This window comes from Nocardia sp. JW2, assembly GCF_051843015.1.
GTDB classification, from domain to species: Bacteria; Actinomycetota; Actinomycetes; order Mycobacteriales; family Mycobacteriaceae; genus Nocardia; species Nocardia coubleae.
This window is the reverse complement of sequence record NZ_JBPXLK010000029.1, coordinates 1-12,752: the sequence shown is the minus strand read 5'-3', so window position 1 is coordinate 12,752 and position 12,752 is coordinate 1. Positions and strand designations below refer to the sequence as shown.

The window sequence follows — 12,752 nt, the reverse complement described above, 5'->3', positions numbered from 1 at the left end:
GAATCTTTCCAGTCTTGCCTTGCACCGCAGGTTGTGCCTCGATCACCGGCCCGACCGGTGGATGACCTCGCGTGCCATGGCGCGATACGCTTCCGCGCCCGCCGATTTCGGCGCCCAGGTGGTGATCGGCTCACCGGCGACGCTGGCGTCGGGGAACCGGACGGTGCGCGAGATGGCGGTGTCGTAGACCAGATCGCCGAACACCTCGACCACGCGCGACATCACCTGACGCGAATGCAGCAGGCGGGCATCGAACATGGTGACCACGATGCCGTACAGGCTCAGCCTGGGGTTGAGACGGTCGCGCACCTTCTCCACCGTGTCGTTGAGCAGGGCGAGCCCACGCAGCGAGAAGTACTCGCATTCCATCGGGATGATGACCCCGTCGGAGCAGGCGAGCGCGTTGACGGTGAGCAGTCCGAGCGAGGGCTGGCAGTCGATAAGGATGTAGTCGTAGCGATCACGCACTCCGGCCAGCGCCCGGCCGAGGGACTGTTCGCGGCCCACCTCGTTGACCAGCTGGATCTCGGCGGCCGAGAGGTCGATGTTGCTGGGTAGCAGGTCCATGCCGTCGACCTTGGTGGTCTGCAACACGTCGTCGACCGAGGCTTTGCCGCCGATCAGCAGGTTGTGCACGGTGAGGTCGAGATCGTGATGGGCAACCCCGAGACCGGCCGACAGCGCGCCCTGCGGGTCGAGGTCGACCAGCAGCACGCGGCGCCCGTATTCGGCCAGTGCCGCACCGAGATTGATGGTCGAGGTGGTCTTACCCACCCCGCCCTTCTGATTGCACATGGCCACGACGAGCGCGTCGCCGTGCTGCTTGACCTGCGGTGGTTCGGGTACCAGGCGCAGCGGGCGGCCCGTCGGGCCGATCTCGACGGCCTCGGTGACCTGTTCCGGCCCACCGTCCCACGGTGTTTCCGCTGTCGTCACGATCCGCTGCTCCTTATACGTTTCCTTGCCGGTAACCCCTGTCGAGGGTAGCGAGGCCGGTTCGCCACCCACCTCACTTTCGTACGGTCCAGCTCCGGGTAGACGCTACCGCTCGCACCGCTCGGGTACGGCATGGCAACGCCGGGCGTGTTCGCACGATACCCGCTTCACCCGAAGTGAGGAGGTCACCCTCAGCGGGCGCGCGGGTGGGCCGTCGCCCACACTTCACGCAGAGTGCTCACCGTGACGAGGGTGTAGATCTGGGTGGTCGTCACCGAGGCGTGCCCGAGTAGTTCCTGCACCACGCGCACGTCGGCGCCGCCGTCGAGCAGGTGGGTGGCGAAGGAGTGGCGCAGTGTGTGCGGCGACACCGTCGCACCGATGCCCGCGCGTTCGGCGGCGGTCTGCAACACCTGCCAGGCGCTCTGCCGTGACAGCCTGCCGCCCCGGTTGTTGAGGAATAGGGCGCCGCCGCTTCCCTTTCCATTCGCGGCGAGCGAGGGTCTGCCGCGCACGAGGTAGGCGTCGACGGCGGCGAGCGCGGGCCTGCCGATGGGGACGAGGCGTTGCTTGCCGCCTTTGCCGCGCAGCACGACGCACCGCTGTTCGGTATCGATGTCGTCGACGTCGAGGCCGACCATCTCCGAGATGCGGGCGCCCGTGGAGTAGAGCAGTTCAAGCAGTGCCCGGTCCCGCAGGCCGCGCGGTCCGCCGTCGTCGGCTCCGCCCTCGCCGCCCGCGGCTTCGAGCACGCGCAGAACCTGGTCGTAGGGCAGGGCTTTGGGCAACCGCCGACCCGGCGCGGGCGGTTTCACCGCGTGCGCCACATCCGTATCGGTGATGCCCTCCGCCGCCGCGAACCGGTGCAACCCGCGCACCGCGATCAATGCCCTGGCCACCGACCCGGCGGCCAGCGGTGGATGATCCTCGCTGCCCGCCCGCAGCGCCATCGTGAATTCGGCTACGTCACCTTGCGATACGTCCCGCAGCGAGTCCACCCCACGTGTCGTCAGAAACGCCTGGTAACGGGACAGATCACGACGATAGGCGCCGAGAGTGTTGCGCGCGGCGCCGCGCTCGACCGCCAGATGGTCGAGGTAGGCGTCGATCTCCCGCGCCAGCACACTCATCCGCGACCGAGACGCCGTGTCACGTCACGACCGGGCGTCGGTTCGCGCCTCGGCCGCTTTGCGCCGCAGGAACGCCGTCGGCTGACCCGGCCACGGAGCGTCGGCCGGGCGCAACGCCAACCCGTTCGCCTGAGCCGAGGCATAGGCGAGGACACCAGCCACCGCGGTGGCGTTCACGATCTCTCCCGACAGCGCCGCTCGCACCGCCTCGTCGAGCGGCATCCGCACCAATTCCAGATCGGCTTCCTCGTGCTCGGGATCCGGACGATGAGTCTCGGTGAGCCCGGTCGCGAAGAACACCCGCAGCGCCTCGTCGGTGAAACCCGGCGACAACGCCACATCCACCAGCACCGACCACTCGGCGGCGGCCAGGCCCGTCTCCTCGGCCAGTTCACGCTTGGCCGCGGTGAGCGGGTCCTCGCCGTCGATATCGAGCAGCCCGGCGGGCAGTTCGAGCAGCCGGGTGCGGATGGGATGGCGGTACTGACGGATCAGCACCACCCGTCCCTCGTCGTCGAGCGCGAGGACCGCCACCGCACCGTGATGCTCGATGACCTCACGCTCGGCGATCCGCCCGTCGGGCATCGCGACCTGGTCTTGGCGCAAGGCCACGATCGCGCCGCTGTAGAGCACCCGGCTCGATACCGTCTCGAAGTCGTGCTTACCGGGTTCGCTCATCGCCGCCTTGCCACCGATTCAGAGTTCCGCGGCCTGCTCCGCGAGCTCTTCCTCCGGGAAGTCTACGGGAAGGCGTTCGGCCAGTTTGTATTTCAACGCGGCGTGGATCAGCGCGGCGAACAGCGGATGCGGCCGGGTCGGACGGCTCTTGAGCTCCGGGTGCGCCTGGGTGGCCACGAAGAATGGATGCACCGAGGCCGGGTACTCCACGAACTCCACCAGGTGCCCGTCGGGCGAGGTGCCCGAGAACACCAGACCGCTCTTGGCGATCGCGTCGCGGTAGGCGTTGTTCACCTCGAAGCGATGCCGGTGCCGCTCGGACACGTGCTCGCTGCCGTAGGCCTGCGCCACGACCGAACCCTTCTGCAAGGTGGCCGGGTAGGCGCCCAGACGCATGGTGCCGCCCAGATCGGCCTCACCGGCGACCACGTCTTCCTGGTCGGCCATGGTCGAGATGACGGGGTTCTCGGTGTCGGGCTCGAACTCCGCGGAGTTCGCGTCCGCGATGCCGACCGAACGGGCCGCCTCGATCACCACACACTGCAGACCGAGACACAGGCCGAGCAGCGGGATACCGCGCCTGCGCGCGTAACTGATGGCGCCGAGCTTGCCCTCGATGCCACGGATACCGAAACCGCCGGGGATCAGCACCGCGTCCACGTCACGCAACGCGGCCTGCGCGCCCGCCTCGGTCTCGCACTCGTCGGAGGGCACCCAGCGGATCTGCACCTTCGAACGATGCGCGAAGCCGCCCGCACGCAGCGCCTCGGTCACCGACAGGTAGGCATCGGGCAGATCGACGTACTTGCCGACCAGCGCCACCTCCACGGTCTCGCGCGGCGAGTGCACCCGCTCGAGCAGGTCGCCCCACACCGTCCAGTCGACATCGCGGAACGGCAACCCCAGCTTGCGCACGACGTAGGCGTCCAGGCCCTCGCTGTGCAGCACCTTCGGGATGTCGTAGATCGACGGCGCGTCCGGCGTGGAGATGCACGCCTCGACGTCCACGTCGCACATCAGCGCGATCTTGTTCTTCAGACCCTGCGGCACCTCACGGTCACAGCGCAGGATCAGCGCGTCGGGCTGGATACCGATATTGCGCAGCGCCGCCACCGAATGCTGCGTCGGCTTGGTCTTGAGCTCACCCGAGGGCGCCAGGTACGGCACCAGCGACACATGCAGGAAGAACACATTGTCGCGGCCCACATCGTGACGGATCTGGCGCGCCGCCTCGAGGAACGGCTGCGACTCGATGTCACCGACGGTGCCACCGATCTCGGTGATCACCACATCCGGCACATGACCCTGCAGATCCGGACCGGTCATCGCCATGATGCGGTTCTTGATCTCGTCGGTGATGTGCGGGATCACCTGCACGGTGTCACCCAGATATTCGCCGCGCCGCTCCTTGGCGATCACGGTCGAATAGATCTGACCGGTCGTCACATTCGCCGCACCGGACAGATCGCGATCGAGGAAACGCTCGTAATGACCGACATCCAGATCGGTCTCGGCGCCGTCCTCGGTGACGAACACCTCACCGTGCTGGAACGGGTTCATGGTGCCCGGATCGACGTTCAGATACGGGTCGAGCTTCTGCATCGTCACCCGCATACCGCGCGCGGTCAGCAACTGACCGAGGCTGGAAGCGGTGAGACCCTTACCCAAAGAGGAGGCGACGCCACCGCTCACGAAGATGTGCTTGGTGGCATTTCGAGCCTGATTCCGTTGATGACCCACGGACCCCCACCCTACCGCCTCCCCGGAACTTCAAGCGCAACCGAGGTGGGTTGACTGTCGCGTCGGCCGCTTGCGGTTGGGTGGGGAGGACTTAGCCCGTACCCGGTGAGTTACCCATGTGCTTGCCAGATCAGCGGTTTTGTTGGGATCGCTGGCGCGGAAAGTCACCTTTTTGTGGTGGTGAGGTTCTCAATCAGCGGGGCATTGCTACCAGTGTCAGGGAGGTTGCTGACGGGCCTGTTCCGTAACGTCCGGCTACGCCGTTGAGTTGTTCGGGGAGGGCGAGGGCTGTTGTTACGCGACCTGTTTCGCGGTCGATGTTGTCGACGGTGGTGACGGTGGTGGCGAGGGGGGCTTGGGCGCGGACGTGGGCGATGGGGGCGTTGCCTTCGGCGGCGCCGGGGCGGCCTGCCAGGACGGTGGCGGCGGTGCGGGCGCGGAGGGCGCCGGTGAAGCGGGCGATGGTCGCGCCCTGGCCGGAATCGTCGGCGATGCCGTCGCCGGTGACGACGACGGCCATCTGGGCGGGGTCGGCGGGCGTGTCGCCGTAGGCGAGGAAGCCGCCGCCGCGCAGGGTTTCCAGGAGCAGGGCCTGTTCCTGGGGTGTGGCGCGGGGATTGTTGCTCGCGGGGTCGGTGAACAGGGTCAGGCCGAGCAGGTCGCCCGCCATGCTGCCCTGGTCGACGGCGCCGGTGCGCAGCTGCGCGCCCGCGGGGACGACATTGGTCAGCGCCGATCGCATGCGATCACCCTCACCGCTGTCGACGAAAGCATCGGTGAGTGCGATCCGGCCGGTCACCGAGGCGCCCGCCGTTTCGAGTGCCTTGCGTACGCCGTCGACATCGGCGGGATCGGCGTCGGGAGTGGTGAACACCAGCACGCGCCGGTCGGCCAATGTGCCTGCCAGAATGCGGCCCGACGCGCCGGCGATGAATCCGTCCGTCGCATCCAGACGACTGGTGAGCTGGGCGTTCTCGGCGCTCAATGCCTCGACCTGGCTGCCGAGATCATCCTTGTCCGAGCGCAGACCCGACAGCAGATCGGCGGCCACCGTCTGCGAACCGAGAACGACCCCGATAGCGAGAGCCAGGAAGATCGCCGCGATCGAAATGGCGTGCTGACGCAGCGAGATCACAGCTGGCCCCGTACCCACTCGACGAGCCGGTCCCAATACCCGGCGGCCACATCGAACACCTCGGACCCGCTCTGCGAAGCCAGAATCACCACGACCACCGCCACCAGCGCCGCCAACACCACGAACGCCAGCGCCGCACCGGTCGACCGATGCCGGTACAGCGTCGACACGGCATTCGCGTCGACCAGCTTCGCACCGACCTTCAGCCGGGTCAGGAACGTCGCCGGATTGCTGTCGCGGCGGCCACGGTCGAAGAAGTCCTCCAGCGACGCGTGCGCACCGGCCAGCACGATCAGCGACGCGCCATGGTGATCGGCGAGCATCAACGCCAGATCGGTCGGCGAACCCGACGAGGGGAACGTCGTCGCCCCGATACCGAGGTCCTGGATGCGTTCCAGCCCACGCGCATGGCCGTCGGTGTCGGCGGGCAGGATCATCTCCGCGCCGGAACGCAAGGTGGGGGTGCTGATCTCGTCCGGATCACCGACGATCAGATCCGGCTTGTACTTGAGCTTGCGCAACGTATCCGCACCGCGGCCCACCCCGATGAGGATCGGCGCGTACTCCTTGATGAACGGCTTGAGCCGCTGCAACTCCTCCAGATGCCCCGGCCCGTCCGCGATCACGACCACATGCCGGTTGCGCAGATCCAGTTCGATATCGGGCACGCCGATACCGTCGATCAGCAGCGCGCTCTCGGTGCGCACGAACTCGGTGGTGTTGCCCGCGAAGGCGTCGAGGTGATCGGCCAGCCCGTTGCGGGCCTCGATCATCCGGTCGGCGATCGTCGACTCGTCGAACTCGATGCCCTCGACCAGGACCTCGGGTTCCTTCTTGGTCAGCTTGTCGGCATAGGCGACACCGGCATCGATGCGGATCTTCGCACCATCCTTGATCTTGCCGAACGCATCCGAGGAGACCGCGTCCATGAGCACGATCCCGTTGGCGACCAGCACCTCCGGACCGAGGTTCGGATAGCGACCCGAAATCGACGGCGACGTGTTGATCACCGCCACGACGCCCGCCTCGACGAGCCGGTCGGCGGTATGGCGATCCAGATCGGTCTCGTCCAGAACCGCGACATCCCCCGCACCGACCCGGCCGAGCAATCGCCGGGTATTGCGATCCACCCGCGCGATCCCGGCGACACCGGGCAGCGTTTCGGTGTTCCGTGACAACAACGCCGGCATCTTCATGAGCCCGATGATGAAGCCAAACCCTCAACCTTTGGTGGAGGCGCGCCGAGTCACCGACCGCCCCGATACCCGTATGCTCCCTGTCACAGATACTTCGATCAGGAGCAGAAAACAATGCCGAGCAGCACTGTCGAGACGGTTCTCGACGCCCCACGCGATATCGTCTACCGCCTTTTCAGTGAGCGGGAGAGCGTGAGCCCCCACCTGCCTATCCAGGTCAAGCTCGTGAAGCAGGGCGACGCCGTCACCGGTGTCGGCGCCCAGCACCTGCTCGGCTTCGGCAAGCTCGGCGTCACCGAGGAGATCACCGCGCTGGTCCCCGGCGAGCGCATGGAGTACAAGATCGTCAAGGGTGCACCGGTCAAGCGCCACGTCGGCATCATCACCTTCGCCGACACCGCCGAGGGCGGCACCCGCGTGGTCTACACCATGGAATCCGAGCCGTCGCTGCCCGTTCCGGCCAAGGCCATGGAGTTCGGCCTGCGCCAGCTGACCAACCAGCTCATCGGCGGCATCCGCAAGGCGCTGCGCTGATCAGAGCGAGACGCTTCGCTCTGATCGAGCGGTCTCCAGCAGTTCCTCCGCGTGTGCCCGGCCGGTCTCGGTGTCGTCGAGGCCGGCCAGCATGCGCGCCAGTTCCACCACGCGTTCCTCGTCGGTGAGGGTGCGGACTCCGCTGTCCACCTTGCCTTTTCCGTCGTCGGACTTGTTCACCACCAGGTGGGTGTCGGCGAAGGCCGCCACCTGCGGTAGGTGGGTCACGACGATCACCTGATGCGTGCGGGCCAGACGCGCGAGGCGTTTGCCGATCTCCACCGCGGCCCGACCGCCGACGCCCGCGTCGACCTCGTCGAACACCATGGTCGCACCGTGGTCCGAGCCGGCCAGCACTACTTCCAGCGCGAGCATCACGCGCGAGAGCTCACCACCGGACGCGCTCTTGCTCAGCGGTAACGACTGCGCGCCCGAGTGCGCCGACAGCCGGAATTCCACCTCGTCGACGCCGTTGGATCCCGCGTGCAGGGTCGTCCCGTCGACGTCGAGCGGCGCGGAGTCCTGGGCGCTGGCCCGCAACGGCCGGACCTGAACTTCCAAGCGCGCCTTGCCCATTGCCAGCCCACCGAGTTCGGTGCTCACCGCGGCGGCCAGTTTGGACGCTGCCTTCGTGCGGGCGGCGCTGAGTTTGCGGGCGGCCTCGCGCACCTTGCCCGCGGCGGTCTCGACCTCGGCGGCCAGTTTGGCCAGCGCGTCCTCGGACACGTCGAGGGAGTCGAGGCGGGCGCGGGATTCGTCGGCCCACGCGATCACGCCGTCGATGTCGGGGGCGTATTTGCGGGTGAGCGATTTCAGTTCGGCCTGGCGGTTGAGCATCGTGTCCAGGGCGCTGGGGTCCGAGGGTAGTTCGGACAGGTAGCCGCTGAGTTCGGTCGTCACATCCACGACGACCGCGATCGCCTCACCGAGGCGCGGGGCGAGTGCGGTCAGGGCGGGGTCGTCGGCCGAGTCGAGGCGGGCGCGCGCCCCACCGAGCAGGTCGAGCACCCCGCCACCGTCGGCGCTGGAATCGGCGGGCCCGGACAGCGCCTCGTGGGCGGCGGCAGCGGCCTCACGCAGCGAGTCGAGGTCGCTGAGCCTGCGGATCTCGGCGACCAACCGGGTGTCCTCACCGGGTTCGGGTGCGATGCCGTCGATTTCGGCGAGCGAATGCTTGAGCCGGTCGGCTTCCAGGGCGAGTTCGCGGCTGCGGGCGGTGCGTTCGAGGAGTTCGGTGCGCGCGTCGAGCCAGGTGCGGCGGTGCACCTGGTACTTGCGCAGCAACGATGACACGCCGTCGCCCGCGAACTGGTCGAGCGCGGCGAGTTGCTGTTCGGGACGCTGCAGGCGCAGCTGATCGTTCTGTCCGTGCACGGTCAGCAGACGGGAGGTGAACTCGCCGAGCACCGCCGCGGGCACACCGCGACCACCCAGGTGGGCTCGTGAACGCCCGTCGCTGTTGACGGTGCGCACGGCGATCACGCTGCCGTCCTCGTCGGCCTCGGCACCGGCCGATTCCAGTACCTCGCCGATCGCGGCGCGGGCCGCGTCGTTCACGTCGTCGACGACGAAACGGCCTTCGACCACCGCTTTCGACGCACCGACCCGTACCCGGCCCGCGTCCGCGCGGGCGCCGCTGAGCAGGTGCAGGCTGGTGACGACCATCGTCTTACCGGCACCGGTCTCGCCGGTGAGTACAGTCAGACCTTCGTGGAATTGCGCGGTGGCCGTCGAGATGACGCCGAGTCCGTCAATCCTGATCTCGGTCAGCATCGGTGTCCTTCCCCGTTCGCTGTCTACCCCGCCAGCCCGTGACCGGCAGCTGGAACTTGCGCACCATCCGGTCGGCGAAGGGCGCGGAGTCCAGCCGCACCCACCGCACCGGTCGTTCGCCGCGCACCACCTCGGCACGGCCGCCGCGCGGCAAGGCGAGCGTGCGCCGCCCGTCCAGGAAGACGATCGCGTCGTGACCGGTCGCCACCGCTTCCACGGCGATCAACGAGTCCGGGCTCGTCACCAGCGGCCGGGCGAACAGCGCGTGCGCGTTGCTGGGAATCACCAGCATGGCCTCGAGCTCCGGCCACACCACCGGACCACCCGCCGAGAAGGCGTACGCGGTCGAACCGGTGGGGGTGGCGATGAGAATCCCGTCGCAGCCGAAGGCCGAGACCGGGCGCCCATCCACTTCGAGCACCACCTCGAGCACGCCCATGCGCTGTGCGTTCTCGATGCTCGCCTCGTTCAGCGCCCAGCCGCGTTCGGTGACGACATCGTCCACCCGGACGGTGACATCGATGGTCAGCCGGTCCTCGACCCGGTAGTCGCGGTCGACCACCTGGGCGAGTGCTTCGTCGAGGTGTTCGGCCTCGGCCTCGGTGAGGAAACCGATGCGGCCCAGGTTGATGCCGAGCACCGGCACACCGGTCGGCCTGCCCAGTTCGGCGGCGCGCAGGAACGTTCCGTCGCCGCCGAGCGCGAGCACCATCTCGCAACCCTTGGCCGCCGACGGGCTGTGCGGGACGACCCGCACCGGGTATCCCCCCGGCTCGTCCTCGAATCGGGTGCTGTCGGCCTCGTCGGCCAGCACCCGCAGGCAGATACCCGCCGCGGCGAAGATCTTCGCCACCCGATGCGCCGTTTCGATGATCTCCGCACGTCCCGGATGGGCGACGAGCAGAATTTCGCGGCCGCTCTCACGCGAACTCACTGCGGCCCCTCCTCCACAGCCTGGGCGACCAGCGCCGCCACCTGTTCCGCGTCGTAGTCGAACGGTCCGACCTTGCGCAACCACAGAAAATATTCGACATTGCCCGACGGTCCCGGCAGTGGGCTGGCGACCACACCGAGGGTGCGCAGACCGAGCGCACCCGCCGCCGCCGCGACCTCGCACACCACTTCGCTCCGCAGCACCGGGTCACGGACCACACCACCGGAACCGACCCGTTCCTTACCGACCTCGAATTGCGGCTTCACCATCGGCAGCAGATCGGCGCCGTCGCTCACGCAGGCCGCCAGCGCGGGCAGTACCAGTCCCAGCGAGATGAACGACAGATCGCCGACGACCAATTCGACTGTGCCACCGATGGTTTCAGGTGTGATTCCGCGCACGTTGGTGCGGTCGAACACGCGCACGCGTTCGTCGTTCTGCAGACGCCAGATCAGCTGTCCGTAGCCGACGTCGACCGCGACGACCTCCCGCGCGCCCTTGCTCAGCAGCACATCGGTGAACCCGCCCGTCGAGGCGCCCGCGTCCAGGCACCGCTTACCGGCGACCTCGAGACCCTGCGGCTCGAACGCCTCGAGGGCACCCAGCAGCTTGTGGGCGCCACGAGACGCCCACGACACCTCGTCGGGTTCCTCCCGCACGATCAAAGGTGTGCCCGCCTCCACCGCGGTAGCCGGCTTCACCGCGACAGTCCCGGCGATCAAGACCCGGCCCGCGCCGATCAGTTCGACCGCGTGTTCCCGCGATCGGGCCAATCCGCGGCGAACCAGTTCGGCATCCACCCGCGCTCGTCTGGCCACCTCAGATCTTGTCCACGGTCGCCAGGGCGTCCACCAGCACCTCGTGCGCCTGCTCGAGGATGCGCGCGCGGCGGGTGATGTCGGCCCCGGTCTCGGTGTTCTCCGCGGGTCCCCGTGTGGGTCGCTCGCCGAGTTCGGCGAGCAACTCGTCGACCTGGGATCTGATCCGGTTCGGGTCGGCCGGTACGTGATGCGCCTGAGCACCCGGCAGGTGACTGCCGGGCATCGGGATCCCTGGTCGGGGTTGCGGTGACGCGCCGGGCGGCGGCGAACTCGGAGTACTCATCGTGACGTCAACGCTATCGGATTTCCGAATCGACCGCGCGCACCCGTACCGCCCTGCCCGGGTGCTGCCGCAACAGATCCGCGACATCGGCGGGCGCGACCACTCCCGGCACGATCTCGGCGTTGAGGGCGTCGAGGGACTGCGCGATGTAGGTGGGCACCTGCGCGGGCGACGCGGAGGCCACCTCGTCGAGGGTGCTCACCCCGGTCAACACCAGCAACGAATCGAGACCGAGACCGTTCGCACCCTCGATGTCGGTGTCGAGCCGGTCCCCGACGACCAGCGCGTTTCGGGTCCCCGCCCGCTCGACGGCGTCTTCCATCAACGGCGCGTAGGGCTTGCCGGCCACCAGCGGTTCGCGATCGGACGCGGTCCGCAGCGCGGCGACCATCGAACCGTTGCCGGGCGCGAGCCCCCGTTCGTTCGGCAGCGTCCGGTCGGTGTTGGCAGCCACCCACAGCACGCCCGCACGCAGGGCGTAGGCAGCCTCGGCAAGGTCGGGCCACGCCGTGGTCGGCGAATGCCCCTGCACCACAGCCGCGGGCGGCACGTCCGCGAACCGGCGAACCGGCTTCAGCCCGACCGCCTCGACTTCGGCCGCGAGATCATCGGTGCCGACAACCAGCACCTCCTCCCCCGCCGACAGCCGCTGACCGAGCATGCGCGCGGCCGCCTGCGCACTCGTCACCACATCCTCGGCCGCCGCCGGATACCCCAATTCGGCCAGATGCCCCGCGACCTTCGCGGGCCCACGCGCCGCGTTATTGGTCACATACACCAACCGCTGCGCCGAATCGCCCTGCGGCACAAGCGCTTCGGGTGCGCCATCGATCACCTCGGGCCCGCGGTACAGCGTCCCGTCCAGATCGAGCAGCAAGGCCTCATATTGATCCCGTAGCCGATTCACACACCCTCACTCCGTCGTCGTGCCGGGCCGAGTACATCTGCGACCCTAAGCGAGACCACCGACAATTTCGGCTCACCCCGAATCGCCCTCGCCACCTTCATGATCAAGCATCCCCACCACCCCCGACCCCCAGAGTGCCCATGTTCACCCCACCCCCCGGCGCGTCGCCCACTGGCACCACCCGAGTCACCTACCGCACACCCGACCCGCGCGGCACTACTCGAGTCCGCCACCTACCGCACTCCCATCCCCCGTGGCACTACTCGAGTCCACCGCCTACTGCACTCTTAGCCGGCGTGGCACTACTTGAGTCCCCCGCCTATTGCACTCTCAGCCCCGTGGCACTACTCGAGTTCGCCACCTACCGGGCTCCCAGCCCGCGTGGCACTACTCGAGTTCGCCACCTACCGGGGCTCCCAGCCCGCGTGGCACCACTCGAGTTCGCCACCTACCGGGCTCCCAGCCCGCGTGGCACCACTCGAGTTCGCCACCTACCGGGCTCCCAGCCCGCGTGGCACCACTCGAGTCCGCCACCTACTGCACTCTCAGCCCCGTGGCAATACTCGAGTCCGCCACCTACCGGGCTCCCGGCCACACGGCACCACTCAAGTCCGCCATGACCGCACTCCCAGCCCCGCACGACCCGACCTCGAGGAGGGTCCGCCGCGAAGCGGCGCAGCGGCCC

At 68.3% G+C, this 12,752-nt stretch carries 12 protein-coding genes; 1 reads left to right on the top strand and 11 read right to left on the bottom strand.

Annotated elements, in window-relative coordinates; genetic code table 11:
• Positions 1–42: 42 nt before the first annotated feature.
• The 6 genes from ACSVDM_RS27210 to steA form a co-directional block, all read right to left on the bottom strand.
• Positions 43–936: a ParA family protein gene (locus ACSVDM_RS27210; RefSeq protein ID WP_067494410.1), complete on the bottom strand. Its 894-nt coding sequence runs from the start codon at positions 934–936 to the stop codon at positions 43–45.
• A 191-nt stretch (positions 937–1,127) separates the two neighbouring features.
• On the bottom strand, positions 1,128–2,066 hold the full coding sequence (gene xerD, locus ACSVDM_RS27205; protein ID WP_439268649.1) for a site-specific tyrosine recombinase XerD: 939 nt from the start codon (positions 2,064–2,066) through the stop codon (positions 1,128–1,130).
• 24 nt (positions 2,067–2,090) lie between these two features.
• Entirely contained in the window at positions 2,091–2,744 is a 654-nt protein-coding gene (locus ACSVDM_RS27200) for an NUDIX domain-containing protein (protein WP_439268648.1), read from the bottom strand.
• Positions 2,745–2,762: 18 nt separating this feature from the next.
• Positions 2,763–4,484 (bottom strand): CTP synthase, encoded by a 1,722-nt coding sequence (locus tag ACSVDM_RS27195; protein ID WP_357398830.1) that lies wholly within the window; start codon positions 4,482–4,484, stop codon positions 2,763–2,765.
• A gap of 193 nt (positions 4,485–4,677) precedes the next feature.
• Positions 4,678–5,619 carry a copper transporter gene (locus ACSVDM_RS27190; protein ID WP_439268647.1) on the bottom strand — a complete coding sequence of 314 codons (942 nt, stop codon included), beginning with the start codon at positions 5,617–5,619 and terminating at the stop codon, positions 4,678–4,680.
• On the bottom strand, positions 5,616–6,815 hold the full coding sequence (gene steA / locus ACSVDM_RS27185) for a putative cytokinetic ring protein SteA (RefSeq protein ID WP_067493942.1): 1,200 nt from the start codon (positions 6,813–6,815) through the stop codon (positions 5,616–5,618). Before steA ends, ACSVDM_RS27190 begins: the two co-directional genes overlap by 4 nt.
• Positions 6,816–6,929: 114 nt before the next feature.
• Here steA and ACSVDM_RS27180 point away from each other — a divergent pair, with 114 nt between their 5' ends.
• Positions 6,930–7,349, top strand: coding sequence for an SRPBCC family protein (locus ACSVDM_RS27180; RefSeq protein WP_067493939.1), 420 nt, complete (start codon positions 6,930–6,932; stop codon positions 7,347–7,349).
• Here ACSVDM_RS27180 and recN read toward each other — a convergent pair whose 3' ends face one another.
• The 5 genes from recN to ACSVDM_RS27155 are packed head-to-tail and all read right to left on the bottom strand — an operon-like array spanning position 7,350 to position 12,067.
• Positions 7,350–9,122 carry a DNA repair protein RecN gene (gene recN, locus ACSVDM_RS27175; RefSeq protein ID WP_439268646.1) on the bottom strand — a complete coding sequence of 591 codons (1,773 nt, stop codon included), beginning with the start codon at positions 9,120–9,122 and terminating at the stop codon, positions 7,350–7,352.
• Positions 9,100–10,056, bottom strand: coding sequence for an NAD kinase (locus ACSVDM_RS27170; protein WP_439268645.1), 957 nt, complete (start codon positions 10,054–10,056; stop codon positions 9,100–9,102). The genes recN and ACSVDM_RS27170 overlap by 23 nt, the downstream gene beginning before the upstream one ends.
• The gene (locus tag ACSVDM_RS27165; RefSeq protein ID WP_439268644.1) at positions 10,053–10,874 is read right to left on the bottom strand and encodes a TlyA family RNA methyltransferase; all 822 of its coding nucleotides are present in this window, start codon (positions 10,872–10,874) and stop codon (positions 10,053–10,055) included. Before ACSVDM_RS27165 ends, ACSVDM_RS27170 begins: the two co-directional genes overlap by 4 nt.
• Before the next feature lies 1 nt (position 10,875).
• Positions 10,876–11,160: a hypothetical protein gene (locus ACSVDM_RS27160; protein ID WP_439268643.1), complete on the bottom strand. Its 285-nt coding sequence runs from the start codon at positions 11,158–11,160 to the stop codon at positions 10,876–10,878.
• 13 nt (positions 11,161–11,173) lie between these two features.
• The gene (locus ACSVDM_RS27155) at positions 11,174–12,067 is read right to left on the bottom strand and encodes an HAD-IIA family hydrolase (RefSeq protein ID WP_439268642.1); all 894 of its coding nucleotides are present in this window, start codon (positions 12,065–12,067) and stop codon (positions 11,174–11,176) included.
• Positions 12,068–12,752 lie beyond the last annotated feature (685 nt).